The 25426-nt window shown below is 72.7% G+C and carries 30 protein-coding genes and 1 tRNA gene; 24 read left to right on the forward strand and 7 right to left on the reverse strand.

The window, feature by feature from the left end:
* Positions 1 to 384 precede the first annotated feature (384 nt).
* Entirely contained in the window at positions 385 to 1998 is a 1614-nt protein-coding gene (locus tag BM430_RS21870) for an acyl-CoA synthetase (protein ID WP_093569364.1), read from the reverse strand.
* Between the two features lie 163 nt (positions 1999 to 2161).
* Here BM430_RS21870 and BM430_RS21875 point away from each other — a divergent pair, with 163 nt between their 5' ends.
* Positions 2162 to 2659 carry an NUDIX hydrolase gene (locus BM430_RS21875; protein WP_244539607.1) on the forward strand — a complete coding sequence of 166 codons (498 nt, stop codon included), beginning with the start codon at positions 2162 to 2164 and terminating at the stop codon, positions 2657 to 2659.
* Positions 2660 to 2685: 26 nt separating this feature from the next.
* Here the strand turns inward: BM430_RS21875 and BM430_RS21880 are convergent, their stop codons facing one another.
* A complete protein-coding gene (locus BM430_RS21880) occupies positions 2686 to 2880 on the reverse strand; it encodes a hypothetical protein (protein ID WP_093569365.1) in 195 nt (64 codons plus the stop codon).
* Positions 2881 to 3040: 160 nt separating this feature from the next.
* A complete protein-coding gene (locus BM430_RS21885; protein ID WP_093569366.1) occupies positions 3041 to 3352 on the reverse strand; it encodes a hypothetical protein in 312 nt (103 codons plus the stop codon).
* Between the two features lie 190 nt (positions 3353 to 3542).
* Between BM430_RS21885 and BM430_RS21890 the strand changes: the two genes are divergently transcribed.
* Both BM430_RS21890 and BM430_RS21895 read left to right on the forward strand, forming a co-directional pair.
* A complete protein-coding gene (locus tag BM430_RS21890; RefSeq protein WP_093569367.1) occupies positions 3543 to 3791 on the forward strand; it encodes a DUF4258 domain-containing protein in 249 nt (82 codons plus the stop codon).
* Positions 3788 to 3991: a DUF2283 domain-containing protein gene (locus BM430_RS21895; protein ID WP_093569368.1), complete on the forward strand. Its 204-nt coding sequence runs from the start codon at positions 3788 to 3790 to the stop codon at positions 3989 to 3991. The genes BM430_RS21890 and BM430_RS21895 overlap by 4 nt, the downstream gene beginning before the upstream one ends.
* 12 nt (positions 3992 to 4003) lie before the next feature.
* Here the strand turns inward: BM430_RS21895 and BM430_RS21900 are convergent, their stop codons facing one another.
* A complete protein-coding gene (locus BM430_RS21900; RefSeq protein WP_093569369.1) occupies positions 4004 to 4189 on the reverse strand; it encodes a YegP family protein in 186 nt (61 codons plus the stop codon).
* A gap of 244 nt (positions 4190 to 4433) precedes the next feature.
* Between BM430_RS21900 and BM430_RS21905 the strand changes: the two genes are divergently transcribed.
* The 6 genes from BM430_RS21905 to BM430_RS21930 all read left to right on the forward strand — a co-directional run bounded on the left by BM430_RS21905 (position 4434) and on the right by BM430_RS21930 (position 9395).
* Positions 4434 to 5126: a L,D-transpeptidase gene (locus BM430_RS21905; RefSeq protein WP_093569370.1), complete on the forward strand. Its 693-nt coding sequence runs from the start codon at positions 4434 to 4436 to the stop codon at positions 5124 to 5126.
* A 108-nt stretch (positions 5127 to 5234) separates the two neighbouring features.
* Positions 5235 to 5984: an SDR family oxidoreductase gene (locus BM430_RS21910; protein WP_093569371.1), complete on the forward strand. Its 750-nt coding sequence runs from the start codon at positions 5235 to 5237 to the stop codon at positions 5982 to 5984.
* Between the two features lie 15 nt (positions 5985 to 5999).
* On the forward strand, positions 6000 to 6452 hold the full coding sequence (locus BM430_RS21915; protein WP_093569372.1) for a cupin domain-containing protein: 453 nt from the start codon (positions 6000 to 6002) through the stop codon (positions 6450 to 6452).
* A 59-nt stretch (positions 6453 to 6511) separates the two neighbouring features.
* A complete protein-coding gene (locus BM430_RS21920) occupies positions 6512 to 7405 on the forward strand; it encodes a sigma-70 family RNA polymerase sigma factor (RefSeq protein ID WP_093569437.1) in 894 nt (297 codons plus the stop codon).
* A gap of 222 nt (positions 7406 to 7627) precedes the next feature.
* Positions 7628 to 8029, forward strand: coding sequence for a SpoIIAA family protein (locus BM430_RS21925; protein WP_093569373.1), 402 nt, complete (start codon positions 7628 to 7630; stop codon positions 8027 to 8029).
* A 133-nt stretch (positions 8030 to 8162) separates the two neighbouring features.
* Complete coding sequence (locus BM430_RS21930; protein ID WP_093569374.1) at positions 8163 to 9395, forward strand: ABC transporter substrate-binding protein; 1233 nt, start codon at positions 8163 to 8165, stop codon at positions 9393 to 9395.
* An 11-nt stretch (positions 9396 to 9406) separates the two neighbouring features.
* Here BM430_RS21930 and BM430_RS21935 read toward each other — a convergent pair whose 3' ends face one another.
* The gene (locus tag BM430_RS21935) at positions 9407 to 9646 is read right to left on the reverse strand and encodes a hypothetical protein (RefSeq protein WP_093569375.1); all 240 of its coding nucleotides are present in this window, start codon (positions 9644 to 9646) and stop codon (positions 9407 to 9409) included.
* A gap of 314 nt (positions 9647 to 9960) precedes the next feature.
* Positions 9961 to 10701: a phosphonate metabolism transcriptional regulator PhnF gene (gene phnF, locus BM430_RS21940; protein ID WP_244539608.1), complete on the reverse strand. Its 741-nt coding sequence runs from the start codon at positions 10699 to 10701 to the stop codon at positions 9961 to 9963.
* A 199-nt stretch (positions 10702 to 10900) separates the two neighbouring features.
* Between phnF and phnG the strand changes: the two genes are divergently transcribed.
* The 10 genes from phnG (at position 10901) to BM430_RS21990 (ending at position 19271) form a co-directional block, all read left to right on the forward strand.
* On the forward strand, positions 10901 to 11314 hold the full coding sequence (phnG, locus tag BM430_RS21945; protein WP_093569377.1) for a phosphonate C-P lyase system protein PhnG: 414 nt from the start codon (positions 10901 to 10903) through the stop codon (positions 11312 to 11314).
* A complete protein-coding gene (gene phnH / locus BM430_RS21950) occupies positions 11314 to 11916 on the forward strand; it encodes a phosphonate C-P lyase system protein PhnH (RefSeq protein ID WP_244539609.1) in 603 nt (200 codons plus the stop codon). Before phnG ends, phnH begins: the two co-directional genes overlap by 1 nt.
* 5 nt (positions 11917 to 11921) lie before the next feature.
* Positions 11922 to 13040, forward strand: coding sequence for a carbon-phosphorus lyase complex subunit (locus tag BM430_RS21955; protein WP_093569379.1), 1119 nt, complete (start codon positions 11922 to 11924; stop codon positions 13038 to 13040).
* A complete protein-coding gene (locus BM430_RS21960; RefSeq protein ID WP_093569380.1) occupies positions 13037 to 13939 on the forward strand; it encodes an alpha-D-ribose 1-methylphosphonate 5-phosphate C-P-lyase PhnJ in 903 nt (300 codons plus the stop codon). Before BM430_RS21955 ends, BM430_RS21960 begins: the two co-directional genes overlap by 4 nt.
* On the forward strand, positions 13932 to 14417 hold the full coding sequence (locus tag BM430_RS21965; RefSeq protein WP_244539610.1) for a GNAT family N-acetyltransferase: 486 nt from the start codon (positions 13932 to 13934) through the stop codon (positions 14415 to 14417). Before BM430_RS21960 ends, BM430_RS21965 begins: the two co-directional genes overlap by 8 nt.
* Complete coding sequence (gene phnK / locus BM430_RS21970; RefSeq protein ID WP_093569381.1) at positions 14414 to 15196, forward strand: phosphonate C-P lyase system protein PhnK; 783 nt, start codon at positions 14414 to 14416, stop codon at positions 15194 to 15196. The genes BM430_RS21965 and phnK overlap by 4 nt, the downstream gene beginning before the upstream one ends.
* Positions 15193 to 15897: a phosphonate C-P lyase system protein PhnL gene (phnL, locus tag BM430_RS21975; RefSeq protein ID WP_093569382.1), complete on the forward strand. Its 705-nt coding sequence runs from the start codon at positions 15193 to 15195 to the stop codon at positions 15895 to 15897. The genes phnK and phnL overlap by 4 nt, the downstream gene beginning before the upstream one ends.
* A 17-nt stretch (positions 15898 to 15914) precedes the next feature.
* Complete coding sequence (locus BM430_RS21980) at positions 15915 to 17051, forward strand: alpha-D-ribose 1-methylphosphonate 5-triphosphate diphosphatase (protein ID WP_093569383.1); 1137 nt, start codon at positions 15915 to 15917, stop codon at positions 17049 to 17051.
* A complete protein-coding gene (phnN, locus tag BM430_RS21985) occupies positions 17051 to 17584 on the forward strand; it encodes a phosphonate metabolism protein/1,5-bisphosphokinase (PRPP-forming) PhnN (RefSeq protein ID WP_093569384.1) in 534 nt (177 codons plus the stop codon). Before BM430_RS21980 ends, phnN begins: the two co-directional genes overlap by 1 nt.
* Before the next feature lie 148 nt (positions 17585 to 17732).
* Complete coding sequence (locus BM430_RS21990; RefSeq protein ID WP_093569385.1) at positions 17733 to 19271, forward strand: CYTH and CHAD domain-containing protein; 1539 nt, start codon at positions 17733 to 17735, stop codon at positions 19269 to 19271.
* Positions 19272 to 19301: 30 nt separating this feature from the next.
* On the opposite strand, the gene rlmB is transcribed toward BM430_RS21990, so the two are convergent.
* On the reverse strand, positions 19302 to 20150 hold the full coding sequence (gene rlmB / locus BM430_RS21995) for a 23S rRNA (guanosine(2251)-2'-O)-methyltransferase RlmB (RefSeq protein WP_093569386.1): 849 nt from the start codon (positions 20148 to 20150) through the stop codon (positions 19302 to 19304).
* Positions 20151 to 20278: 128 nt separating this feature from the next.
* Between rlmB and BM430_RS22000 the strand changes: the two genes are divergently transcribed.
* The 5 genes from BM430_RS22000 to BM430_RS22020 all read left to right on the forward strand — a co-directional run bounded on the left by BM430_RS22000 (position 20279) and on the right by BM430_RS22020 (position 25351).
* Positions 20279 to 20354, forward strand: a tRNA-Glu gene (locus tag BM430_RS22000).
* A gap of 394 nt (positions 20355 to 20748) precedes the next feature.
* On the forward strand, positions 20749 to 21378 hold the full coding sequence (gene wrbA, locus BM430_RS22005; protein ID WP_244539611.1) for an NAD(P)H:quinone oxidoreductase: 630 nt from the start codon (positions 20749 to 20751) through the stop codon (positions 21376 to 21378).
* 206 nt (positions 21379 to 21584) lie between these two features.
* Entirely contained in the window at positions 21585 to 23093 is a 1509-nt protein-coding gene (locus BM430_RS22010) for a sensor histidine kinase (RefSeq protein ID WP_093569388.1), read from the forward strand.
* Entirely contained in the window at positions 23066 to 24484 is a 1419-nt protein-coding gene (locus BM430_RS22015; RefSeq protein ID WP_093569389.1) for a sigma-54-dependent transcriptional regulator, read from the forward strand. Before BM430_RS22010 ends, BM430_RS22015 begins: the two co-directional genes overlap by 28 nt.
* A gap of 99 nt (positions 24485 to 24583) precedes the next feature.
* Complete coding sequence (locus BM430_RS22020) at positions 24584 to 25351, forward strand: hypothetical protein (protein ID WP_093569390.1); 768 nt, start codon at positions 24584 to 24586, stop codon at positions 25349 to 25351.
* The last annotated feature ends 75 nt before the right edge of the window (positions 25352 to 25426 follow it).

Genomic DNA, 25426 nt, shown 5'->3' on the forward strand with positions numbered 1-25426 from the left:
GGCCGGTCGCGTCCCGCCGCCGCTTGAGGAGCGGCGGGACGCGACCTTCGGTGAGCAAGGAGCTGTAAGCACGGCCAAGGCCAGAGCAGGATGAGGGACCTGGGACCAGGACACTCCGCCACGTCATCGCGCGTCACAGCGCGTCGGGATGTTGGGAGCCTGGTTCTTCGCAAGGAACGCTTGTGCGCACCCCTTGGTGGCCCGCCGTCGTCCTCGTCGCATCAACCGCGGCGGCACGACGGCATCAGAGGCCGGATACATGACTGCTCCTGAACCGACTGGCTCAAACCGATGCTCACAAACCCTTGCGAAACGGGGGCCGTCCATACATGACGAGGTGTGTCTGATATCGGGCGATCGATCGATCTGTCGTCGACATCATCGTCACGCCCCACCCCGCTCCCGCAGCGCCCGCCGGATGATCTTCCCCGTCGCGGTCATCGGCAGTTCCTCCACGAAGGCGACGTGGCGCGGATATTCGTGGGCGGCGAGCCGGGTGCGTACGAAGTCCTGGATCTCGCGGGCGAGCTCCGGCGTGCCCGCGACCCCGTCTTTGAGCACGATGAAGGCCTTCACCGCCTCGGTCCGCACCGGGTCCGGCACGCCGACGACGCCGCACATGGCGACGGCAGGGTGGCGCAGCAGGCAATCCTCGATCTCGCCGGGGCCGATCCGGTAGCCGGCCGAGGTGATCACGTCGTCGTCGCGGCCGACGAACCACAGGAAGCCGTCCGGGTCGCGCCGGCCGAGATCCCCCGTGATCAGCCAGTCGCCGATGAACTTGCGCGCCGTCGCCTCCGGGTTCTGCCAGTAGCCGAGGAACATCACCGGGTCAGGCCGGCGCACCGCGATGTGGCCGGTGGCCCCGTCCGGAACCACCTGCCCGTCGCCGTCGACGATGCGCACGTCGTGACCCGGCACCGGCCGGCCCATGGCGCCGGGGCGGGCGGGAAACAGGTCGGCGCAGGAGGAGACGACGAGGTTGCACTCGGTCTGGCCGTAGAACTCGTTGACCGGCACGCCGAGCACCGCCTCGCCCCAGGCCAGCATCTCCGCCCCCAGGCTCTCGCCGCCGCTGCCGACCGAGCGCAAGGCAAGGCCCGGATAGGGGGTGGTGCGGGCCTGGCGCATCAGCTTCATGGCGGTGGGCGGCAGGAAGACGTTGCGCACCTCGTGCTCGGCCATCAGCCGGAACGCCGCCTCGGGATCGAATTTCCTGGCCCGGTGCGAGACCACCGGCACGCCGTGGTGCAGGGCCGGCAGCAGCACGTCGAGGAGGCCGCCGATCCAGGCCCAGTCCGCCGGAGTCCAGAACCGGTCGCCGGGTTGCGGCAGGAAGCGCTGGGGCATCTCGACCCCCGGCAGGTGGCCGAGGAGCACCCGGTGGGCGTGGAGCGCCCCCTTCGGGTCGCCGGTGGTGCCCGAGGTGTAGATGATGACCGCCGGGTCGTCGGCGGCGGTGTCGACCGGCACGAAGGCGTCGGAGGCCCGGGCCACGAGCGCGTGGAAATCCTGCGCCCCGTCCGCCGGCCCGTCGATGCAGTAGACCCGCTCGAGCGCTGGCAGTCGATCGCGGATCCCGGCGAGCAGCGCGGCCCCGGCCCGGTCGGTCACCACCGCCTTCGCGCCGCTGTTGCCGAGGCGGTAGGCCAGCGCGTCGGGGCCGAACAGCACGAAGAGCGGGATGGTGATGAGCCCGGCGCGAAAGCCCGTGATGTGGGCGACCGCCGTCTCGGGCGATTGCGGCAGCAGCACGCCGATCCGGTCGCCGCGTACGAGGCCGTGCGCCGCCAGCACGTTGGCGAAGCGGTTCGACAGACGGCGCAGGTCGTCGAAGCCGTATCGCCGGACCGCGCCGTCGGCGTCGAGATGGATCAGCGCCAGGGGATTGCCCGGGGCGTGCCGGTCGCAGACGTCGGTGCCGATGTTGTAGCGGGCTGGAATCCGCCAGCGGAATTGCGCCACGAGGTCGGCGTAGCTGTCCGCACGCTGCAGCATCGGCGGTTCCACCCGTGATCGTTTGTGGACCGTCGAGCGGCCCTTCGATTGAAACGATCGTTCATTCGTTTTCAGGTGTCAACACGGGTGTCTCGGCCCGTGGTGCAGCTTCCCTCGAAACCCGCTAAGGGTGCGCGGCAGCTCTCCCTGCCGAGGTCGTGCGATGGACGGGCGTGACACGGGATCGACGGTGCCCTTGCGCGAACGCCCCGCCGCCCGGCTCCTGGTCCTCGACGGCGAAGACCGGCTGCTGCTGTTCCGCTTCGCCTTCCGCACCGGCGCACTCGCCGGGGAGGTATACTGGGCGACGCCGGGCGGCGGCGTCGAGCCGGGCGAGAGTTTTGCCGAAGCCGCAATCCGGGAGCTGCGCGAGGAGACCGGACTCCCCTGCCCGGCGACTGCACCGCTGCTCGGCGAGCGCAGCTTTGCGATGAAGATGCCCGACGGCGAATCGGTCCGGGCGCGGGAGCGCTTCTTCGCGGTGCGGGCCGGGAGCGATCCCCTGTGCCGCGACGGCTGGACGCCGCACGAGGTCGAGGTGCTGGCCGAGCATCGCTGGTGGTCCCGGGCCGAACTGGCGGTGCCGGGCGTGCAGATCTACCCGGAGGACATCGTCGCGTTCTACGACGCGGCGCGCGACGCCCTGAAGGGTCCCGCGTGACGCCGCGGGACCGGATTGGGCTGCCGTTAGAGGCTGGCGAGCTCGGCGTCGAGCGACGCCAGTTCGAGGCGCGCGTCCGAGATCAGACGGGCGTGCTGGAGCTGGAGGGCGCGGCTGTTGGCGCCGAGGCCCGCCGAGGAGCGGATCTCCGCCAGGATCCGCTCGTAGTCCTGAAGCTGCGCTTCGACGCGCCGGCGGCGCTCCGCGATGGTGTGCGGCATTCCGGTTCCCCTTGGTTGTGGGGCGGGGCCGCCGCTCGAGCGGACCCGCCATGAGCCAAGCCCGGCCGCCGGAACGGCCAGGCCCTTACAGCCAAGGTCATAGATGCGGCGAGATTGCGGCACGGCCGCCCCGTATGGGGCGGCCGGCCGTCGAAGCGGATCAGAACCCGCGGTAATAGCCGCGCGGGCCGTGGCCCCAGCCGCGGTGGCCGCCCCAGTGGCGATGGCCGAAATGGCGCGGGCCGCCGAAGCCGTAGCGCGGGCCGAAATGGCGGCGGTAGCCGTAGCCGTAGCCGCGGGGGCCCCAGTGGCGGTGACGGCCGTAGTACCCGTACTGCGCCCAGGCGGTCGGCGCGGAGGTCGCGGCCGGAGCGGCAGCCGTCTCGCTCAGCGGGGCGGCGGTCGCGCCCTGCGGCAGGGCGGCGGCACCGCCAAGGATCAGGCCGGCAGCCAGAATCACGGTCTTCAGCACGTCGTCGGTTCCTACTCGTGCGAGAGCGCCTCCGAGGGGAGGCATGGACGGCGGAAACGCGCGGGGGCGGAAAAGCGTTGCGCGGCTCGTGCGCGACAGGCATCGGATCGGCGCCGCGAACGTAAGCCGATGCTTAACGAGACCTTGCTACCGTCCATCCGAGGCTGTCCCGACGAGAGACGAACGGCAGATGCGAGTGACGTACACGCACCACGCCCAAACCGTGATGGTGGAACGGGGTCTGGACCCCGAATGGATCGAACGAACGGTTCGTCGGCCCGACCAGGTGGAGCCGGATGGGAGGGATCCGGCCCTCCTCCGGGCCTTCGCCGCGGTACCGGAATGCGGCGGTCGCGTCCTTTGCGTGGTATACAAGCCGGCGCCCGATGGCTGCATCATCGTGACGACGTTCCTGGACCGGCGGAGGCGTGTGACGTGAAACTCCGATATGACGACGAAGCCGACGCTCTCTACGTGCGCTTCGCCGATGCTCAGATCGCCGAGAGCGAAGAGGTCAAGCCGGGCCTGATCCTCGATTTCGATGCCGATGGCCGCCTCGTTGCCCTGGAGATCCTCGACGCATCGGCCTCGCTCGCGGCCGGGGCCGACATCCGGAAGCTCGGCTCCGAGGCCGCGTGAGATCGGGCCCCGTCAGGCCATCTTGAGCGTCATGTCGACCACCCGGGCGTTGGCGGCGCCCTTCACCAGGGCGATGCCGTGCTCGCAATCCTCGCGGCGGACGTAGCCCTCGCCCGAATCGGCCACCACCTCGCCGTTCTCGGCCCGCAGCCGCCAGCGCCACTCGCCCTTGCCGTCCCGGTAGAGTTCGAAGCGCATCGCACATTCTCCCGCGGTGTTGCTCTCCGACGACAGATGGGGCTGTCCGCGAGGGCGGCAACGCCCGAGGAGCCCGTTCCGGGCCGGGTCACCGTCATCCGCGACGCGTCGGACCGGCCGAAGCGCCCCTTGCCAGCGTGGCCATGGGGCGGCAGGGTCCGCCGGGCGATCACGACGGTCGGTGGCCTTCGGGCAGCAATACCGTCTCCTCGTCGGGCAACGGGATACGGAAAGTCCGAAAACCATGATCGTGAGGACGGGAAGCGCCGGGGCCAGCGCGCAGCGGGATGGTGCGCCCTCGCATTTGCACCGCCGGTCGTTCCTGCTCGGCTCGGCATGCCTGGGCGGGCTCGGTCTCGCCGGCTGCGCGACCACCGACGGGATGAGCCTCGCCGACGCCTCGGCCCTCTACGGGCCGGTGCCGACGGAGAAGTTTCCGATCCCGGCGGTCGACGTCAGCAAGGTCAACCCGAAATACTACCGCCGGACCGTGCCATACGCCTCGAAGGAGGCGCCCGGCACGATCGTGGTCGATCCGGCCAACTACTACGTCTACCGGATCGAGGAAGGCGGCCGCGCGACCCGCTACGGCGCCAATGTCGGCCGCGACGGGTTCCGGTGGAGCGGCGACGCCTATGTCGGGCGCAAGAGCGAGTGGGCGACCTGGACCCCGCCCAAGGAGATGATCCGGCGCCAGCCGGAGGCGGCAAAATACGCCCGCGGCATGCCGGGCGGCCTCGACAACCCGCTCGGCGCCCGCACCCTGCACCTCTACCAGAACGGCGCCTACACGCTCTACACGATCTACGCCAGCAGCGACCCGGAATCGATCGGCTCGGGCATCACCAGCGGCTGCGTCGGCCTGCTGAGCCAGGACATGATCCACCTCTACAACCAGACTCCGGTGAAGACGAAGGTGGTGGTGCTGCCGGCGTAAGGCCGGGGCTGGCCGAATTTTTCTCGGCCGCGTGTCACGATCCCGACCCCCTGCCTCGTCCTGTCGTCGAACGGGTGATCGCCCGTTCCACGCAAGGAGACGGGTGTCATGAAGATCGTGGTGATCGGGGGAAGCGGGCTCATCGGCAGGCAGGTGACCGCGCACCTCCGGGACTTGGGGCACGAGGCGGTCGCCGCCTCGCCGAGCATGGGGGTGAACGCGCTCACGGGGGAGGGCCTCGCGGAGGCGCTCGCCGGGGCCGCGGTGGTGGTCGACGTGGCGAACGCGCCGTCCTTCGAGCCCGAATCCGTGCTCGACTTCTTCGAGCGGTCGAGCCGCAACCTGCTCGAGGCCGGACGGCGGGCGGGCATCCGCCACCACGTCGCCCTCTCGATCGTCGGCATCGACCGCCTCGACGGGAACGGGTACTTCCGGGCGAAGCTCGCGCAGGAGCGGCTGATCGCGGCCGCCGGCCTGCCCTACACGATCGTCCGCGCGACGCAGTTCTACGAGTTCGTCGCCACGATCGCCGAGGCGGCGGTCGCGGGCGACCGGCTCGTCGTGCCCGATGCCGATTTCCAGCCGATCGCCGCGGCCGACGTCGCGGCCGCCCTCGCCGAGGTGGCGGTCGCGGCGCCCGCGAACGGGATTGTCGAGATCGCGGGGCCGGACCGGGCGCCGTTCCGCGACTTCGTCGCCCGCCGCATCGCCGCCGCCGGCGACGGGCGGACGGTGTCGGCCGACCGGGCGGCGCGCTATTTCGGTGCCAGGCTGGAGCGCGGATCCCTCGTTCCCGCCGACGCGTCCGCTGCGCGGCTCGGGCCGACGCGGTTCGAGACCTGGCTGGCGACGGCCTGACCGACGGAGGATCCCATGCGCCGGACGCTCATCGGTATTCGTCTTCTCGCCGGGCTCTTCGCCGGTTCCCTGGCCGGCATTCCCGCCGGGGCCGCTGCCCCGGCCGCCGCGGCGGAGTTGCGGGCGGGCGAGGCCCGCGTCACGACGGTCTTCGACCATCCCCTGCCGACCGTGCCCGGCAAGAGCCTGCGCGGCGTCCTCGTCGAGTACGGGCCGGGCGGGTCCTCCCCCGCCCACCGGCACGCCGCCTCGGCCTTCATCACCGCGACGGTGATCGAGGGCGCGATCCGCAGCCGCGTCAATGACGGGCCGGAGCGGGTCTACCGGGCCGGCGAGAGCTTCGTCGAGCAGCCGGGCGACCATCACGCCGTCAGCGCCAATGCCAGCACCACGCAAGCCTCCAGGCTGCTCGCGGTCTTCGTCGTCGACACGGAGGATCGCGCGCTGACGGTGCCGGACCGGCCGTGACCGCCTCCTCGCCCCCCTGCGAGGATCCCGCCGTCGCGGGATCGCGCCGCCCCCGCACCCTGTCGCGATCCGACGCTGCGACCGCCACCTTCGAGGCCCACCGGCCCCGGCTCCTGCGCATCGCCTACCGCATGCTCGGCGCGCGCAGCGAGGCCGAGGACGTGGTGCAGGAGGCCTGGCTGCGCTGGGTCGCGGCCGACCGGAGCGCGGTCGCGGCGCCCTACCCGTTCCTTGCCCGCATCGTGACCCGACTCTGCCTCGACCAGATGAAGTCGGCCCGCGCCCGGCGGGAGACCTATGTCGGCGCCTGGCTGCCCGAGCCGCTGGTCGAGCCGGAGGCGGAGGGCGTGGACGAGGACGACCTCACCCTGACCCTGATGCTGGCGCTGGAGCGCCTGTCGCCGCTCGAGCGCGCGGCCTTCCTGCTCCACGACGTGTTCGACCTGCCGCTCGGCGCGGTGGCGGACGCGCTGGGCCGCGAGGCCGCCGCGGTGCGCCAGCTCGCGGTGCGGGCGCGCCGCCACGTGCGCGCGGCCCGGCCGCGCTTCCCCGTGGCGCGGGAGGAGGGCGAGCGGATCGCCCGCGCCTTCTTCGACGCCTCGGCGAGCGGCGACGTCGCGGCCCTGCGCGGCCTGCTGGCGCGGAACGCGGTGCTGCACTCCGACGGAGGCGGCAAGGTCCTGGCCTTCCGCAACCCGATCGCCGGGCTGGAGCGCCTGCTGCGCCTCTTCGCCGGGGTCCGGCGCAAGTGGGGACCGAACCGGGCCGCGCTGGTCGCGCCCCTCTGGATCGACGGGCTGCCGGGCTATGTCAGCCGCGAGCGCGGCGGCCTCGTCCAGACCACGGCGCTCGCGATCGAGGCGGGCCGGATCACCGCGATCTACATCACCCGCAACCCCGACAAGCTGCGCCACGTCGCCCGCGCTCTCCCCGAGCCGGGCGCGCCGACCTGAGGCGGCGCAAGGAGCGCGGTCCCGGCGCGGCCCGGCCTGCGCCTCGCCGGTGACCAGGCGGTCGGCCGGGTGCGCCGGGCCGCCCCGCGCCGAGTCCCCGAGCGGCCGATCCGCGCGGATCGGGACCGCGGGTCGCGGGATCGAAACGGCGCGAAGGCCGTTCTCCCGCCACGCGCCGCCATCGTCCCGATCGTCTCTTGCGCGCGGCGTCGCGAGGTCGTCATGAATGCAAGCCCCGACGGGTCGGTCGTCCGGCGCGAATCCCCGCGGCCCGACCTCATCGCCTTCGAGGTCAAGGACCGGATCACCAAGCCCGACATCGAGTGGATGTCCGCGATCACCGACGACGCCATGAAGACGCATGGCACGATCGACATGCTGCTCATCATGTCGAACTACGAGGGCTCGGATCTCGGCGCGCGGTTCGACGGCTACGCCACCTCGGTGATGGCCCGCTCGGTCGCGCATATCCGCAAATACGTGGTGGTCGGCGCGCCGGCCTTCGCCCGCGCGATGATCAACCTGTCCGGGACGGTGCTGCCGGTGGACACCAAGACGTTCGACCTCGAAGACGAGGCGGCGGCCTGGGCCACCCTCGCCGAGGCGGGGCCGGCCAAGGCCTGAAGAGGCTCGCGGGCGCAGGCCTGTTCGATCAAGTCCCGGGGCTTGCGCGCCGCCGCCCCACACTCTCTCATGGCCCCGGGTGCCACGATCCGCTCGCCGAGAAGCGGCACGCGCGCCCGGGAGAACGCCCGCGATGCCCGCCACCCCCTTTCGCACCCTGCTCCTCGCCGCCGCGTCCCTGGTGGCGCTCGCCGGCCCCGTCCGCGCCGCCGAGCCGCGGCTCAGCGACGGCAAGGTCAAGCTCGCCGTGCTCAACGACATGTCGAGCGTCTACGCCGATTCCACCGGCCGCGGCTCGGTGATCGCCGCCGAGATGGCGGTGAAGGATTTTGGCGGCAACCTCGACGGCAAGCCGATCGAGGTCGTCTTCGCCGACCACCAGAACAAGCCCGATGTCGGCTCCAACATCGCCCGGCAATGGTACGACCGCGAGGGCGTCGACGTGATCCTCGACGTGCCGACCTCCTCGGTGGCGCTCGCGGTGCAGCAGGTCGCCAAAGAGAAGGGCAGGCTGCTGATCGTCTCGGGCGGCGGCACCTCGGACCTCACCGGGCCGCAATGCTCGCCCACCGGCATCCAGTGGACCTACGACACCTACGCGCTGTCGCACGTCTCCGGGAACGCCGCGGTGAAGAAGGGGCTCGACACCTGGGCCTTCGTCACCGCCGACTACGCCTTCGGCCACGCGCTGGAGCGCGACGCCATCGCGGAGGTGAAGCGCTCCGGCGGCAAGGTGGTCTCCACGGTGCGTGCGCCCTTCGCCACCGCCGACTTCTCGTCGTTCCTGCTCCAGGCGCAGGCTTCGGGCGCCAAGCTCGTCGCCTTCGCCAATGCCGGCGGCGACACCGTCAACGCCATCAAGCAGGCGCACGAATTCGGCATCGTCCAGGGCGGCCAGACCCTGCTGGCGCTCCTCATCAACATCGACGACGTCCACAGCCTCGGGATCGAGGTGGCGCAGGGCCTGCTCCTGACCACCGCCTTCTACTGGGACCGCACGCCCGAGACCCGCGCCTTCGGCACCCGCTTCAAGGAGAAGGCCGGGCTGATGCCGACGATGCACCAGGCCGGCGTCTATTCCTCGGTGCTGCACTACCTCAAGGCCGTGCAGGCGGCCAGCACCGACGACGCCAAGACCGTGATCGCCAAGATGCGCGAGATGCCGGTCAACGACATGTTCGCGACGAACGGCCGGATCCGCGAGGACGGCCGCATGGTCCACGACATGTACCTGATGCAGGTGAAGACGCCGAAGGAATCGACGGGCGAGTGGGACCTCTACAAGCTCGTCGCCACCGTGCCGGGCGACGAGGCGTTCCGGCCGCTCACCGAGGGCGGCTGCCCGCTGGTGAAGGCGACGAAGTAGGGCCGCGCCCGTCAGCGCACCATGTTGCGCAGGCGGCAATACCCGCCGTTGTCCTGGTAGCCCGCCGGGCAGCGCCGCACGCAGGCGCCAGCCGCGAATTTCAGCGGCGGCCGGCAAACCTGGCCCCGGCCGAGCTGCCGGCGCTGGTACTGGTAATCCTGCGCCGGCCCGGCCTGCGCGGGCGCGGGCCAGCCGAGCGGCACCGCGACGGCGAGGAGGAGCAGGGCGGCGACGATCGGACGGGTGGGCATCGGGGGCTCCGGCGAGAGGCGCGGGGGTAACTGCCTCGAGGGCAGGAAGTTCGAGGAAGTCCCTCCCCCTGCGCCTGTTCGATGGGCTCCCCCGGGTTTCACACCCGCCGTGTCATCCCGGGGCTCGCCGAAGGCGAGAACCCGGGATCCATAAACGCCGACGATGCAGGATGAAGCGGCGCACGATCCGCCTCGCCCGCCCACGTCGGTGGTTATGGATCCCGGGTTCTCGCCTTCGGCGAGCCCCGGGACGACACGGAGGGTGTCAGTATTGTCGGGCGAGTCGGGGAGGCTCACGGTGAACCAGTGAGCCCCTACCCCTCCACCACCAGCTCCACCCGGTCCGCCGCGAACAGGCTCTGCGTCGCCTGGATCGGGACGCCCGCCGCATCGACGTTGACGCTCGAGAGCACGATCAGGACCCGGCCGGGCGCGAGGTCGAGGCGGGCGGCCTCGTCGGCGGCGGCCGGGCGGGCGGTGATGCGGGTGGACAGGCGGGTGTAGTCGGCGATGCCGAACTCCGCGTAGGCGCGGGTGAGCGAGCCGAGCGCCGCGTAGGCCGCCGCGAAACCGTCGAAGCGCGGCAGCGGCAGGCAGGTGCGGGCGGTCGAGAGCGGCGTGCCGTCGGCGCGGTGGATGGTCAGCAATGCGAGCATGGCCGAGCCGGGGGCCAGCCCCAAGGCCTCCGCGGTGCCGGGATCGGCCGGCACGCTGTCGGCCGCGATCAGGTCGCCCCAGGCCTCGCGGCCGGCCTTGCTGACGATCTCCGAGAAGCGGGTGCGGCGGCCGATCGGATAGGCGAGGCGCGGCGTCTCCACGAAGGTGCCGCGGCCCTGCGTCGCCCGCACCAGCCCGCGCTCGGCGAGCGCCGCCAGCGCCCGGCGCACGGTGTGGCGGTTGACGCCGAAGCGTGCCGCGAGCGCCGCCTCCGTCGGCAATTGGCTGCCGGGGCCGAGGTGGCCGGCCTCGATGTCGGCGGTGAGCCCGTCCGCGATCTGGCGCCACGCCGCCAGGCCCTCGCCCCGCGCCAGGATCGTCACTCCGCCGTCGGTCACTTGCCCATCCGTCACCGGACCGTCGCTCCCTGCGCTCATACCGTCATCCAAGTTTCATTTGCTCCTCGGTTGTCGGTTATCTATACCATTAGACAACCGCAAGGCCACACGACAGCACGGAAGCCAGCAGGCGGACCCGATGCCCGACCATACCCCATCTCCCGATGAAACGCCCGATCTCGCCGGCCGCCGCGCCGTGATGGCGCTCTGCGGCGAGGCCCGCGCGGAGGAGCTGCGCGACGCGCTCTCCGCGCTCGGCGCCGTGGACGCGCCGGAGGATCTGCGCCCGCCGGAGACCGGGCTGGTGATGACCCGCGGCCGCATCGGCGGCGACGGGCAGCCGTTCAACCTCGGCGAGGCGACGGTGACCCGGGCGGCGGTCCGCCTGGGGACCGGCGAGACCGGCTTCGCCTACCATCTCGGCCGCGACCGGGCGAAGGCGCGGCTCGCCGCGACCCTCGACGCGCTGTGGCAGGTCCGGGAGCGGCGCGCGGCGGTCGAGGCGGCGCTTGCCCCCGTCGCGACCCGCCGGGCCGAGGAGCGCTCGGCGGAAGCGCGCCGGATCGCGGCGACGCGGGTGAACTTCTTCACCATGGCCCGAGGAGAGGATTGATGGGGCGAAGACTGATGCTCGCCCGCGGCTTTGCCGATCCCGTCCACGACGCCCAGGGCGTCTTCCGCGCCGTGATGGACGCCCTCGCGCGCCCCGGCACGATCCAGCCCCTCGCGACGGAGCTGGCACCCTCAGGCCCGCTGACGCCTGAACTCGCCTCCATCGCCCTGGCGCTCGCTGACGCCGACGCGCCGCTCTGGCTCGACGCGGCGCTCGCGAAAAACCCGGCCGTGGCGGAGTTCCTGCGCTTCCATACCGGCGCACGCATCGCCACGGACCCGCTCGACGCCGCCTTCGCGCTGGTCTCCGACCCCGCCGCCTGCCCCGATTTCAGCGTCTTCGCGCAGGGCACGCCGGCCTATCCGGACCGCTCCGCCACCCTGGTGCTGGCGGTCTCCGACCTCTCGGACCGCGCGGGCTGGCGCCTCGACGGGCCGGGCATCAAGGGCAGCGCGACGCTCTTCGCCGCGCCGCTGCCGGCGGACATGGGCGACCGGCTCGCCCGCAACCACGCCGGCTTCCCGCAAGGGGTCGACCTGATCCTTGTCGCGCCCGGCCGGCTCGCGGCCCTGCCGCGCTCCACCCGCGTCACCGGAGGCTAACCGCCATGTACGTGGCCGTGAAGGGCGGCGAGGCCGCCATCGCCAACGCGCACCGGCTCCTCGCCGAGACCCGCCGGGGCGACGCGCGCGTTCCCGAACTGTCGGTGGCGCAGATCCGCGAGCAGATGGCGCTCCTCGTCGACCGGGTCATGACCGAGGGCTCGCTGCACGATCCCGACCTCGCGGCGCTCGCGCTCAAGCAGGCGCGCGGCGACCTGATCGAGGCGGTGTTCCTGGTGCGGGCCTACCGTACCACCCTGCCCCGCTTCGGCGCCTCCGAGCCGGTCGAGACCGGCGCCATGACGCTGCGCCGCCGGATCTCCGCCACCTACAAGGACCTGCCCGGGGGCCAGGTGCTCGGCCCCACCTTCGACTACACCCACCGGCTGATCGATTTCACGCTCGCCGCCGAGGGCGAGACGCCGGCAGCCGAGGAGGCCGAGCCGCTGGCGGATGCCGCCCACGCGCCGCGGGTCACCGATCTACTCCGCCAGGACGGCCTGATCGAGCCTTCCGCCCCCGACGACGGCACCCCGCCGGGCGACCTCACCCGCGAGCCGCTCGACTTCCCGGCCGAAAGGGCGCTCCGCCTCCAGGCGCTGGCGCGGGGCGACGAGGGCTTCGTCCTGGCGCTCGGCTACTCGACGCAGCGTGGCTACGGCCGCACGCACCCCTTCGTCGGCGAGATCCGGGTCGGGACGGTGGCGGTCGAGTTCGTGCCGGAGGAGCTGGGCTTTCCGGTGCCGCTGGGCGAGGTGGCGCTGACCGAGTGCCAGATGGTCAACCAGTTCCATGGCAGCGCCGAAGTGCCGCCCCAGTTCACCCGCGGCTACGGCCTCGCCTTCGGCCAGAGCGAGCGCAAGGCGATGGCGATGGCCCTGGTCGACCGGGCGCTCCGGGCGGAAGAACTCGGCGAGCCGGTCGGCGCCCCGGCCCAGGACCAGGAATTCGTGCTGGCGCATTGCGACGCGCTCCAGGCGACCGGCTTCGTCGAGCACCTGAAGCTGCCCCACTACGTCGACTTCCAGGCCGAGCTGGAACTGGTGCGGCGCCTGCGCGCCGAGCACGCCGCGAAACGCGCGGCGCCCGATTCCGAGACCGAGATGAAGGAGGCCGCGGAATGACGACCGCCAAAGGCCCTCAAACAGGCTCTGAGACCGGCTACAACTTCGCCTATCTCGACGAGGGCACCAAGCGGATGATCCGCCGGGCGATCCTCAAGGCGATCGCGATCCCCGGCTACCAGGTGCCCTTCGCCTCCCGCGAGATGCCGATGCCCTACGGCTGGGGCACCGGCGGCGTGCAGGTCACCGCCGCGATCCTCGGGCGCGCCGACGTGCTCAAGGTCATCGACCAGGGCTCGGACGACACCACCAACGCGGTCTCGATCCGCGCCTTCTTCGCCCGCACGGCCAGCGTCGCCGTCACCACCCGCACCCGGGAGGCCACGGTGATCCAGACCCGCCACCGCATCCCGGAGGCGCCGCTGCATGAGGGCCAGGTCCTCGTCTACCAGGTGCCGATCCCCGAGCCCCTGCGCTTCCTCGAGCCGCGGGAGACCGAGACGCGCCAGCTCCATGCCCTGTCCGAGTACGGGCTGATGCACGTCAAGCTCTACGAGGACATCGCCCGCCACGGCCACATCGCCACCACCTACGCCTATCCGGTCGAGGTCGCGGGCCGCTACGTCATGGACCCCTCGCCGACCCCGAAATTCGACAACCCGAAGATGGACGACAGTCCGGCCCTCCAGTTGTTCGGCGCCGGCCGCGAGAAGCGGATCTACGCCGTGCCGCCCTACACGACAGTGCGCAGCCTCGACTTCGAGGACCATCCGTTCCGGGTCCAGCGTTTCGACAAGCCTTGCGCGCTCTGCGGCGCCGAGGGCGTCTATCTCGACGAGGTGCTGCTCGACGATGCCGGCGGGCGGATGTTCGTCTGCTCGGACACCGACCATTGCGAGGAGCGGCGCGCCGACGGGCATACCGGCACCGGCGGCGTCGAGGAGGCGGCGCGTGCCTGACCTCGTGATGACCGACTTCGTCGTCCGCCGGGCGGAAAAGCCCGACCTGCCGGCCGTGCTCGGCCTCTACGGCGAGCTGAATCACGGCCGGGTCGCCCCCCTGCCCCAGGCCGAGGCCCTGCTCGCGCGGCTCGACGCCTATCCCGATTACGGGCTCTACGTGGCGGAAATTGACGGCCGGATCGTCGGCACCTTCTGCCTCGTGATCCTCGACAACATCGCCCATTGGGGCATGCCCTCCGCCCTCGTCGAGAGCGTGGTGGTGGCGGAGGCCGAGCGCGGCACCGGCCTCGGCCGGCGGATGATGCGGGAGGCCGGCCGGCTCGCGGCGGAGAAGGGCTGCTACAAGCTCGCCTTGTCCTCGAACGTCGACGCCAAGCCGGCCCACCGCTTCTACGAGAGCTTCGGCTTCGAGCGATACGGCTACAGCTTCCGGCTCGATCCCCCCTTCACCCGCGACGCGGAGGAGACCGCATGAGCGACGCCCTGCTCCAGGCCCGCGGCCTGACCAAGCGTTACGGTGCCCGCCTGGGGTGCGCCGACGTGTCCTTCGATCTCGATCCCGGTGAGGTGCTGGCGATCGTCGGCGAGTCGGGCTCCGGCAAGTCGACGCTGCTCTCGCTCATCGCCACCGAGCTTCAGCCCGATGCCGGCAGCGTTGGCTACCGGATGCGCGACGGGGTCATGCGCGACCTCGCCGCCTTGAGCGAGGCCGAGCGCCGGGCCCTGATGCGGACCGACTGGGGCTTCGTGCGCCAGGACGCGCGGCAGGGGCGGCAGGGTTTGCGCATGGCGGTCTCGGCCGGCGGCAATGTCGGCGAGCGGCTGATGGGCGCGGGGGCGCGCCACTACGGCAACATCCGCGGTACGGCGCTCGACTGGCTCGCCAAGGTCGAGATCGCCGCCGACCGGGTCGACGACCCGCCGACGCGGTTCTCCGGCGGCATGCGCCAGCGGCTCCAGATCGCCCGCAACCTCGTCACCGGCCCGTGCCTGGTGCTGATGGACGAGCCGACCTCGGGGCTCGACGTCTCGGTGCAGGCCCGCCTCCTCGACCTGATCCGCGGCCTCGTCGCCGAGCTCGGCCTCGCGGTGATCATCGTCACCCACGACCTCGCGGTGGCCCGGCTGCTGTCGCACCGGGTGATGGTGATGCGCGCCGGCCGGGTGATCGAGACCGGCCTCACCGACCAGGTGCTCGACGATCCCGCCGAGCCCTACACCCAGCTCCTCGTTTCCTCGGTGCTCGCCGCATGACGCCCGCTCTCGAATTCCGCGACGTGGCCAAGGCCTTTACCCTGCACCTGCGCGGCGGCGTGCAGCTGCCGGTGATGGCGGGCGCCGACCTCGCCGTCCATCCGGGCGAGTGCGTGGTGCTCGGCGGGCCGTCCGGCGCGGGCAAGTCCTCGCTCCTGAAGATGGCCTACGGCAACTATCGCTGCGACCGCGGCGAGATCCTGGTGCGCGACGGCGGGACGACGATCGACGTCGCCTCCGCCTCGCCCCGCGAGGTGCTGGCCTTGCGCCGCCGCACGATCTCCTACGTGTCGCAATTCCTGCGGGTGATCCCGCGGGTCGGCGCCCGCGAGGTGGTGGCCTCCGCCGGCCGCGAGGGCGGCCTCCCCGCCGACCGCGCGCTCGCCCGTGCCGAGGAGCTGCTCTCGCGCCTCAACCTGCCCGAGCGCCTGTGGGACCTGCCGCCCGCGACCTTCTCAGGGGGAGAGCAGCAGCGGGTCAACATCGCCCGCGGGCTGATCGCCGAGCGGCCGGTCCTGCTCCTCGACGAGCCGACCGCCTCCCTCGATGCGCAGAACCGCGCCGTGGTGGTGGAGCTGATCCGCGCCCGCCAGGCCGCCGGCGCGGCGTTGCTCGGCATCTTCCACGACACCGACGTGCGCGAGGCAGTGGCGACCCGGGTGGTCGACGTCACCGCCTTCGCGCAGAAGCGCGCGGCTTAACAAAGGAGGGGATTTCCATGGAAGACCGGATCCTCGAGAACGCCACCCTGGTGCTGCCCGACCGGGTCCAGCGCGGCTGGCTCGCCATCGCCGATGGCCGCATCGCCGAGATCGGCGAGGGCCGCGCCCCCGAGCGCGGCCTCGACCTTCACGGCGACCACCTGATCCCGGGCCTCGTCGAGCTGCACACCGACCATCTCGAGAGCCACTACGCCCCCCGCCCGAAGGTGCGCTGGCACCCGCTCGGCGCCGTGCTCGCCTACGACGCGCAGATCGCGGCCTCGGGCATCACCACGGTGTTCGATTCGCTGCGCGCCGGCAGCGACCCGGACGGCAGCGGCCTCGGCCCCGAGCTGATGCAGCTCGCCGGCGCCATCGCCACCGCCAAGGGCGCCGACCTGTTTCGCGCCGAGCACCTGACGCATCTGCGCTGCGAGATCCCTTCCGCCGACCTGATGGAGACCGTCAGGGACTTCACCGCGCGCTACCCCGTCGGGCTGATCTCGCTGATGGACCACACGCCGGGCCAGCGCCAGTTCCGCGACATCGAGAAGTACTACACCTACGCGACCCGCGGCGGCCGCTCGATCGTCGAGATCCAGGCCAACACCGCGATGAAGATCCGCGACGGCGAGGCCTTCAACGCGATCAACCGCCCGGCCCTCGTCGCGCTCGCCCGCCAGCAGGGCATCGCGCTCGCCAGCCACGACGACACCACGCTCGCCGACGTCGACATGGCGAAGGGAGAGGGCGTGCGGCTCGCAGAGTTCCCGACGACGATGGAGGCGGCGCGCGCCGCCCGCGAGGCCGGCATCACCGTGATGATGGGCGCCCCGAACCTGATCCGCGGCGGCTCGCATTCCGGCAATGTCGCGGCGGAGGACCTCGCCCGGGAGGGCCTGCTCGACGTGCTCTCCTCCGACTACGTCCCGGCGAGCCTGATGATGGCGGCGTTCAGCCTGCCGGAGCGGGTCGATTCGATCACCCTGCCGGAGGCGGTCGCCACGGTGACCGCCAACCCGGCCCGGGCCACTGGCCTCGACGATCGCGGCCGCATCGCCACGACCCTGCGCGCCGACCTCGTGCGGGTGCGCCTCGCCGAGGGCGTGCCGGTGGTGCGGCAGGTGTGGCGCCAGGGACGGCGGGTGGCGTGATGGGCACCGGTGGCTTCGTCCTCGTCGTCGGCCCGAGCGGGGCCGGCAAGGACACCCTCCTGCGCCTCGCCCGCGAGGCCTTGGCGGGCGAGCCCCGCTACGTCTTCCCGCGCCGCCTCGTGACCCGCCCGCCCTCGGAGCACGAGGACAACGAGCCGATCGGCGAGGCGGAGTTTCGTGCCGGCGAGGCGGCGGGCCGCTTCGCCCTGTCCTGGCGCGCCCACGACCTCGGCTACGCGCTCCCGGCGACGACCGCGTCGCTCGCCCACGCCGGGCACGTGGTGGTCTGCAACGTCTCGCGCCGGGTGGTGGCCGAGGCGCGAAGGCGCCTGCCCGGCGTCACCGTGGTCGAGGTCACGGCGCCGCCGGAGGTGCTGGCCGCTCGCCTCGCCGCCCGCGGCAGGCCGGAGGACGGCGATCTCGGGGCACGGCTCTCGCGCTCGGCCCCGGTCACCGCCGACCTCGTGGTGATGAACGACGGACCGCCGGAAACCGGGGCCGAGAAGCTCCTCGCCCACCTGCGCAAGCGCTGACGCCCCCCGCCCGGGCGCGCTTTCGCGCAGCTGACCCACGGATAACGGGCGGTTCGCCGCGGCCTTTGCGAAACTTTTCGGCCTCGTCCATGATTTCCGCTGCACTCCCACCCGGTGGGAGCCCGAACGGGAGACCAGGACCGCCGTGATGAGCGAACCGCGCGAGACCGAGCTGAAGCTGGATGTCGAAGCCTCCGACATCGCGCGCCTGCGGGAGCATCCCCTGCTCGCCGGAGACTGGACCGAGACCGAGCTGAGCTCGACCTATTTCGACACCCCGGACGGCCGCCTGCGCGAGGCCGGCTACACCCTCCGGGTGCGCCAGGACGGCGACCGCCACATCCAGACCGTGAAGGCCCGGGGCAACGGCGCGGTCGGCCTGTTCGACCGGCCGGAATGGGAGAGCGCCGTCGCCGGGCCGAATCCTGAGCCCGCGTCCTTCGCCGGCACCCCGATCGCGAAGATCCTCGACGGCGCGACGGAGCTCAGCCCCCTCTACACCGCCACGGTGACCCGCAGCGCGCGCTGCCTGGCCGAGACCGGACCGGCCGGCAGCCGCATCGAAGTCGCCCTCGACCGCGGCCGGGTCTGGGGGCCGGACGACCGGGTCTCCCCGGTGAGCGAGATCGAGTTCGAGCTGACCGGCGGCGCGCCCGCGGCCCTGTTCGACCTCGCCCGCTCGCTCGGCGCCGACGTGCCCCTGCGCCTCGGCGTGCTGAGCAAGTCCGAGCGCGGCGACTTCCTGATCGGGGGCCGGCTCGGCCGCGCCGTGAAAGCCGAGCCGGTGCCGCTCGATCCCGAGATGAATGCCGCCCAGGCGTTCCAGGCCGTGGCCCTCGCCTGCCTGCGCCAGACCCGCCTCAACGAGACCGTGCTGCTCGCCCGTCGCGACGTCGAGGCCTTGCACCAGCTGCGGGTGTCGTTGCGCCGCCTGCGCTCGGCCTTCTCGCTGTTCGGCGGCGTGATCGAGGACCGGCGGGTCCCAGCCATCAAGGCGGAGCTGAAGCGCCTGAGCGAGCCGTTCGGGCACGCCCGCAACCTCGACGTCTATCTCGGCAAGACCCTGCCGCGGGAGCGCGAGCGGCGCCCGGACGAGAGCGGTCTCCTGATCCTGGAGCGCCACCTCGAGACCGAGCGCGCGGCGGCGCACGACGCGGTGCGGGCGGTGCTGGAGAGCCGCGCGTGGCGCGACTGCCTCCTCGACCTGGTCGCCTGGATAGAGGCCGGCCCCTGGCTCGGCCCCGACAACCCGCACGCGGCCCGCCGCGACGGCCCGGCCAAGGCCTTCGCCACCGAGGAGCTGGAGCGCCGCCGCCGCCAGGTGAAGAAGCGCGGTCGCCACCTCGCCGACCTCGACCCCGAGGAGCGCCACAGGGTGCGGATCGCCGCCAAGAAGTTGCGCTACGGCGCGGAGTTCTTCGCGGCGCTCTACACCGGCAAGAAGGCCTCGAAGCGCCACGCCGCCTTCGTGGAAGCCCTGGCCGACCTCCAGGACCATCTCGGCGACCTCAACGACATCGCCACCGCCCACACCCTGGCGGCCGAGCTCGCCCGTGGCGCGCCGGAGGGCGCGGTCTTCGCCGCCGGCCTCGCCACCGCCGACACCGAGGCGCGTAACCAGCACCTGCTCGCCGAGGCTGCGACGGCGCACGAGGCCTTGATCGACGTCCGACCGTTCTGGCGCTGACGCCCGGGAACGTCCCGCGCCTCTGGACTCTCAGGCGCGGGGCATCAGGGCGTAGAGGGTGATCGCGGCGGCGTTCGAGACGTTGAGGCTCTGGATCGCGCCCCGGAACGGGATCCGAGCCATCACGTCGCAGCACTCGCGGGTGCGCTGGCGCAGGCCCTTGCCCTCGGCCCCGAGCACCACCACCAGCGGCGTCTTCGGGCCCACCGCATCGAGGGTCTCGGGCGCGTCGGAATCGAGCCCGACCCGGGTGAAGCCGCGCTCGCCGAGCTCGATCAGGGCCTCGGCGAGGTTGCGCACCACCACGAACGGCACGTGCTCGAGCCCGCCCGAGGCGGATTTGGCGAGCACCCCGGTGACCGTCGGCGAGTGCCGGGCGGTGGTGACGATGGCGGTGACGCCGAAGGCCGCCGCCGTGCGCACGATGGCGCCGACATTGTGCGGGTCGGTGATCTGGTCGAGGGCGAGCAGCACCGCATCGTCGGGCAGCGCGTCGAAGGCCGGTCCCGCCAGGGGCTCGGCCTCGAGATAGAGGCCCTGATGCACCGCGTCCGGCCCGAGCAGCCCCGTGATGGCGCCGGGCTTGACGATCTCGGGGGTGATGCGCAGCTCGCCCACCTCTTCCGCGAGACGCAACGCCCCGTTCTCGGTGGCGAGCAGCCGGCGGAACTCCCGCTTCGGGTTGCGCAAAGCCTCGGAGACCGGGTGCCAGCCGTACAGCACCGTCAGATCCTCGCGCTCGTCCCGCGCTTCGTCGCCGAACCGGCGACCGGGCCCGCCCTTGCCGAAGCCGCCCTTGCCGAAGCCGCCTCTACCCGGCCCGCCCTTGCCCTGGCTGCCCTTCCAACCGCCCCCGCGCGGCGCCTGCCTCGTCGTCATCCGTCGTCCCGCCCGCGTTCAAGGCCCAACCTAGCGCCGACAAGACCGAGCCCTCGCGCCCCGTCAAGTGCATCAATCCGGTTGCCCTGCCGACAGAACCCCACTATAGCTCCCCTCGCCCCGCACCGGCGCCCTTCGTCTAGCGGTCTAGGACGTCGCCCTTTCACGGCGAAAACACGGGTTCGAGTCCCGTAGGGCGCGCCATGCGGGCTTAGGCCCTCGGTGGGGCGAAACTCTGCTACAATCTGCGGTACGTGAGCCGGCGGTCCTGTCGTCATTGCGACGAACCCATGGCGCGGGGTGACCGGTCGCATTCGGGGCCACCACGGTACCTGCATCGTCTCGAAGGCGCTGCGGCCCTTCACGCTGGCTCCGCGGAGGGGCTAGGCCTGGATAAAAAAGCCCTGCTACGCAGGCGAAGCGGAAGGCCGAGCAGCTGGTCGCCCGCGCCCCGATGCCGGCCGGCGAGGCCCGGCTCCGGGCAAGCCGCCCGTGCGCGCAAAGAGCGCGGGAGCCGCATGGCCGCGATCCTGTTGTCCGACGCACTTCTCTCTTCGTGACACGGGCAGGCAGGACAATGGTCGAGCCGCAGGTTCGCATGCTGGTCGTCTTCTACTCGCGCACCGGCTCCGTCGAGGCGCTCGCGGTGGCCGCGGCGGAGGCCGCGCGTGCGGTGGGGGCCGAGGTGCGCTTGCGGCGCGCGCGCGAGGTCGCCGCGGACGAAGACATGGCCAAGGTCGAGGGGTGGCGCGAGGAGGCCGAGCGCCAGAACGCCCTCTACCCGGAGCCGACGCACGAGGATGCGGAATGGGCCGATGCGATCCTGTTCGGCACCCCCTCCTATTTCGGGGCTCCGGCAACCGAGCTGAAGAACTTTCTCGACCGCCTCGGCCCGCAATGGAAGCGTGGCGCCCTGTCGGGCAAGGTCGGGGGCGCGTTCGCGGCCGCATCCTGGCCGCATGGCGGCTCGGAGGTGGTGACGCTGGCCCTCTACGCTCCCATGGCGCATCTCGGCATGGTGATCCTGCCGACGGGCTACACCGACGAGGCCATGCTGGAGGCAGGCTCGCCCTACGGCGCCTCGACGATCGTCGGCGGCCGGAAGGGGACGCCGCGGGCGGAAGATCTCGACGCGGCGCGCCACCAGGGGCGGCACACCGTTGCGATCACGCGTGCCCTCGTCGTCGCCGACGAGATGCCGAGCCGTGCGAAGGCCGCGACGTCATAGGCGTCGCGGCGAGACTCGACCGGATCCGGGATCGCCCGTGATCAGGGCCGTCCGCTCCGGGGCGGAGGACCGGGATCCTGCGCCGCGCCGGGCGGTTTGCGCGGCCGGGGCCGTGTGAGAGAGAAGAGCGTGCGCACCCGGGAGCTCCTCTCCCGGTCCTGTCCACACCGAATCGTCTCCGCGAGAGCCGCCCGCCCCGCCGTCCCATGTCCCCCCGCCTCCGCTCCCTCCGCGCCCACCTCCTCGCGCTCTGGATCCTCCTCCTCGCCTCGGCGGCGGCCACCGCCTACCTGCTCGTCGAGTTCTACACCCAGTCCGCCGCCGTGCAGGTCGCCCAGGCGGAGCTCCAGGTCGCCCGCGCCTGCCGCGAGATCGGCGACCGGTACGCGTTCTTCGGTGCCGGCTGGACCGGCAGCGTCACGGAGGTCGACGACGCCCTGAAGCGCCAGCTCACCGACGTGGTGGTGACGGCGCTCGCCAGCCATCCGGGGATCGAGGGTGGGATCTGGACCGCGTCGGCCGGCTCGGCGGCCTACGCATTCCCGACCTACGAGGGCACCGGCCCGAAGACCGACCTGCCCGCGGCCGAGATCGACACGATCCGCCGCGTCAACGCCGAATCCTTCAGCGCCGAGCGGCCGGTGGCGACGCGGCGCGCCTCCCGCACCCAGACCCTGGTGGTGCAGGGCTGTCCCCTGCGCGGTCCGATCCAGGGGGCGACCGCCTGGACCATGGCGCGGGTCTACACCGACCAGGGCCGGGCCTACGGCCAGCTCCTCGCCGGCTTCGGCTTCCTCGCCGCCACCGTCCTCGGCTCGGCCCTGCTCCTCGGGCGGCTCCTGCTGCTGCTCGGCCGGCGCATCGCCCGGCTGGAGAGCCAGCTCGGGCGCGACGCCGACTCCGACGGTATTCCGCCCGACGGCGACCTGCCCCATCTGGCCCCGACCGGCCTGCGCGAGCTCGACCGGCTGGTCGAGGCGCTGAACGCCGCCGGCACCCGCCTCGCCGCCGCCCGCCACCGCGCCGCGGAGGCCGAGCGGCTCGCCGCCCTCGGCCAGCTCGCGGCCGGCATCGCCCACGAGATCCGCAACCCCCTGGCGGCGATCCGGCTCAAGGCCGAGAACGCGCTGGCGAGCGCCGATCCGGCCCGGAGCCGCGCCGCCCTCGACCTCGTGCTCGATCAGGTCGCCCGCCTGGACCGGCTGCTGCGCGACCTCCTGAGCCTGACCCAGCCGCGGCGCCCGGTGCTCGCCCCCACCGATCTCGGCCGCACTCTTGGCGAGTGCGCCCATCTCCACGAGGACGTGGCCCGGGCGCAAGGAGCGGCGATCGCGGTGGCGGAGGTGACGCCCGAGCGCCCGCTCCTCGATGCCGGCCAGATCCGTCGCGCCCTCGACAACCTCGTGCTCAACGCGGTCCAGCACAGCCCGGCGGGGAGCGTGGTGCGGCTCTCGGCCGGACGGGAGGGCGACCGGCTGCGGATCCGCGTGACGGATCAGGGGCCGGGCGTCCCCGATGCCCTCAAGGCCCGCCTGTTCGATCCCTTCGTCACCGGCCGACCGGACGGGACCGGCCTCGGCCTCGCGATCGTGCGCGAGATCGCCCGCGCCCATGGTGGACAGGCGCGGCTCGGTGCCCCACCTCCTGACGCACCGGGTCCCGGCGCGACCTTCGAGCTCGATCTGCCATGGACCGTCCCCACGCCTGCATCCTGATCGTCGACGACGACCCGGCCTTGCGCGAGGGGCTGGCCGAGACGGTGAGCGATCTCGGCCACCGCCCGGTCCTCGCGGCGTCGGGCGCCGAGGCGCTGGCGCGGCTGGCGGAGGATCCGGGGATCGCCGCCGTGCTCCTCGACCTGCGCATGCCCGGCGACGTCGACGGGATGGCGGTGCTCCAGCGCCTGCGCGCCGGGCCGCGTCAGCCGCCGGTCGCCGTGCTGACGGCCTATGCCAGCGCCGAGAACACCATCGAGGCGATGCGGCTCGGCGCCTACGACCACCTGACGAAGCCGGTCGGCCGGGCCGAACTCGCCGGGCTCATCGGCGGCATGCTGGCCCTCTCGGCCTCTGGGGCGGCGGACGCCCGGGCCCCGGCAGCGTGCTCGTCCCTGATCGGTTCCAGCGAGGCGATGCGGCGGGTCCAGAAGGCCGTAGGCCTCGCCGCCGACAGCGACGCGACGGTGCTGCTCCAGGGCGAGACCGGCACCGGCAAGGAGGTCGCGGCCCGCACCCTCCACGCCCACGGCCGGCGGCGCAACCGCCCGTTCGTGCCGGTGAACTGCGCGGCGATCCCCGCCGACCTCCTCGAGAGCGAGCTGTTCGGCCACCTGCGCGGCGCCTTCACGGGCGCGATCCAGGACCGGCCCGGTGCCTTCCGGGAGGCCGAGGGCGGCACGCTCTTCCTCGACGAGATCGGCGACATGCCCCCGTCGATGCAGGCCAAGATCCTGCGGGCGCTCCAGGAGCGGGTGGTGACGCCGGTCGGCGGCCGGCCCGCGCCGGTGAACGTCCGGGTTGTGGCGGCGACCCACCGCGACCTGCCGCGCCTCGTGGCGGAGGGCGGCTTTCGCCAGGACCTGTTCTACCGCCTCAACGTCGTGCCGATCACCCTGCCGCCCCTGCGCGAGCGCCTCGCCGACATCCTGGCGCTCGCCGAGCATTTCCTGTGCGCGAGCGCTGCCGGGCCGAAAAGCCTCGGGGCGGAGGCCGCCGCCGCGCTGATGCGCCACCCCTGGCCCGGCAACGTGCGCGAGTTGCGCAACGTGATCGAGCGGGCGGCGATGCTGGCCCGCGGCGCGGTGATCGACGCGAACGACCTAGGCCTTTCGGACCTGGCTCTCCCCGGGGAGGCGCCGGATTCGGACGCGGCCCTGCCGGCCTGGCTCGGCGGCGACCTGCCGGGCGCGGTGGCGCGGCTCGAGGCGGCGATGATCCGCCGGGCCCTGCGCGCGAGCGGCGGCAACCGGGCGCGCGCCGCCAAGAGCCTCGGCATCCAGCGCCAGCTCCTCTACGCCAAGATGGAGCGTTACGGCCTGCGCGACGCGGAGGTGTCGGAAAACCCGACGGCGGATGTCGCGAATTCCGACGGCCGGACCCTCGTCTGACGCCGGGTTCCCGAGACTCTGCAAGGGTTTGGCGTTTGGCACGGGAGTTGTCAGGGAGCCCCTGAGCCGGCCGGACGCCGGCGCAGACGAGCGACATCCATGACGATGGCCAAGCACCGCCACCCGCGCCGCTTTCTGGCGGCGGGGTTCGCGGCCGCGATCCTCGCATCCGTGCCGGCCGCGGCGCAGGATACCTCGATCTGGGATCCCGGCACCCTGCCGGAGACGAAAGGGACGGTGAAGCAGTACACCCTCACTCCCCGGGGCGATGTCGACGGCCTGATCCTCACCGACGGCACCGAGGTGAAGCTGCCGCCGCGGATGTCCGGGGCAGTGGTGTTCACGGTCCGGCCGGGCGACCCGGTGTCGGTGCGCGGCATGCGCGCCCGGGCGCTGCCCCTCGTCGACGGCGCCTCGCTCCGCAACGAGACGACGGGGGCCACCCTCACCACCCTCGGGCCGCCGGAGCCCGCCGCCGACGAGACGGTGATGAGCGGCCGGATCGCGGCCCTGCTGCACGGGCGCCGGGGCGAGGTGAACGGCGCGCTCCTCGACGACGGCACCACCCTGCGGCTGCCGCCGCACGAGGCGGCGCGCCTGAGCGCGACCCTGCGGGCCGGGCAGAGCGTCAGCCTGCGCGGGGCGGTGGCGAAGAGCCCGCTCGGCACGGTGGTGGAGGTGCGCGCCCTCGGGACGAGCCCGGACAATTTGGTCGAGGTCGGCGGGCGCCCGCCGCGTCCGCCCGGACCGCGCGGCGAGGCCGGCCCGCCCGGCGGTCCCGACGCGCCGCCCCCGCCGCCCGGCCCCGGCGCCGCTCCCCCACCCCCCGGTGGCGCGCCGCCGCCGCCGCCGCCCCGCCGGTTCTGAGCCTCGACGCGTCGCCGACCCGCGTGGCGCCACGGCGCCACGCGGCAGACTAATCCCTCTTGAGTAGCAACTTTT

Origin of the sequence: Methylobacterium sp. 174MFSha1.1 (assembly GCF_900116815.1) — a bacterium.
Classification (GTDB): domain Bacteria; phylum Pseudomonadota; class Alphaproteobacteria; order Rhizobiales; family Beijerinckiaceae; genus Methylobacterium.

Excerpts from the sequence above, each read along its gene's own strand:
- BM430_RS21905 (WP_093569370.1), top strand. The coding sequence starts at position 4,434 with ATGATCGTGAGGACGGGAAGCGCCGGGGCCAGCGCGCAGCGGGATGGT.
- BM430_RS22015 (WP_093569389.1), top strand. The coding sequence starts at position 23,066 with ATGGACCGTCCCCACGCCTGCATCCTGATCGTCGACGACGACCCGGCC.
- BM430_RS21915 (WP_093569372.1), top strand. The coding sequence starts at position 6,000 with ATGCGCCGGACGCTCATCGGTATTCGTCTTCTCGCCGGGCTCTTCGCC.
- BM430_RS21875 (WP_244539607.1), top strand. The coding sequence starts at position 2,162 with ATGGACGGGCGTGACACGGGATCGACGGTGCCCTTGCGCGAACGCCCC.
- BM430_RS21960 (WP_093569380.1), top strand. The coding sequence starts at position 13,037 with ATGACGACCGCCAAAGGCCCTCAAACAGGCTCTGAGACCGGCTACAAC.
- BM430_RS21930 (WP_093569374.1), top strand. The coding sequence starts at position 8,163 with ATGCCCGCCACCCCCTTTCGCACCCTGCTCCTCGCCGCCGCGTCCCTG.
- phnK (WP_093569381.1), top strand. The coding sequence starts at position 14,414 with ATGAGCGACGCCCTGCTCCAGGCCCGCGGCCTGACCAAGCGTTACGGT.
- phnH (WP_244539609.1), top strand. The coding sequence starts at position 11,314 with ATGGGGCGAAGACTGATGCTCGCCCGCGGCTTTGCCGATCCCGTCCAC.
- phnG (WP_093569377.1), top strand. The coding sequence starts at position 10,901 with ATGGCGCTCTGCGGCGAGGCCCGCGCGGAGGAGCTGCGCGACGCGCTC.
- BM430_RS21870 (WP_093569364.1), bottom strand. The coding sequence starts at position 1,998 with ATGCTGCAGCGTGCGGACAGCTACGCCGACCTCGTGGCGCAATTCCGC.
- BM430_RS22020 (WP_093569390.1), top strand. The coding sequence starts at position 24,584 with ATGACGATGGCCAAGCACCGCCACCCGCGCCGCTTTCTGGCGGCGGGG.
- wrbA (WP_244539611.1), top strand. The coding sequence starts at position 20,749 with ATGCTGGTCGTCTTCTACTCGCGCACCGGCTCCGTCGAGGCGCTCGCG.
- BM430_RS22010 (WP_093569388.1), top strand. The coding sequence starts at position 21,585 with ATGTCCCCCCGCCTCCGCTCCCTCCGCGCCCACCTCCTCGCGCTCTGG.
- BM430_RS21910 (WP_093569371.1), top strand. The coding sequence starts at position 5,235 with ATGAAGATCGTGGTGATCGGGGGAAGCGGGCTCATCGGCAGGCAGGTG.
- BM430_RS21935 (WP_093569375.1), bottom strand. The coding sequence starts at position 9,646 with ATGCCCACCCGTCCGATCGTCGCCGCCCTGCTCCTCCTCGCCGTCGCG.
- BM430_RS21880 (WP_093569365.1), bottom strand. The coding sequence starts at position 2,880 with ATGCCGCACACCATCGCGGAGCGCCGCCGGCGCGTCGAAGCGCAGCTT.
- phnN (WP_093569384.1), top strand. The coding sequence starts at position 17,051 with ATGGGCACCGGTGGCTTCGTCCTCGTCGTCGGCCCGAGCGGGGCCGGC.
- phnL (WP_093569382.1), top strand. The coding sequence starts at position 15,193 with ATGACGCCCGCTCTCGAATTCCGCGACGTGGCCAAGGCCTTTACCCTG.
- BM430_RS21990 (WP_093569385.1), top strand. The coding sequence starts at position 17,733 with ATGAGCGAACCGCGCGAGACCGAGCTGAAGCTGGATGTCGAAGCCTCC.
- rlmB (WP_093569386.1), bottom strand. The coding sequence starts at position 20,150 with ATGACGACGAGGCAGGCGCCGCGCGGGGGCGGTTGGAAGGGCAGCCAG.
- BM430_RS21925 (WP_093569373.1), top strand. The coding sequence starts at position 7,628 with ATGAATGCAAGCCCCGACGGGTCGGTCGTCCGGCGCGAATCCCCGCGG.
- BM430_RS21890 (WP_093569367.1), top strand. The coding sequence starts at position 3,543 with ATGCGAGTGACGTACACGCACCACGCCCAAACCGTGATGGTGGAACGG.
- BM430_RS21955 (WP_093569379.1), top strand. The coding sequence starts at position 11,922 with ATGTACGTGGCCGTGAAGGGCGGCGAGGCCGCCATCGCCAACGCGCAC.
- BM430_RS21980 (WP_093569383.1), top strand. The coding sequence starts at position 15,915 with ATGGAAGACCGGATCCTCGAGAACGCCACCCTGGTGCTGCCCGACCGG.
- BM430_RS21900 (WP_093569369.1), bottom strand. The coding sequence starts at position 4,189 with ATGCGCTTCGAACTCTACCGGGACGGCAAGGGCGAGTGGCGCTGGCGG.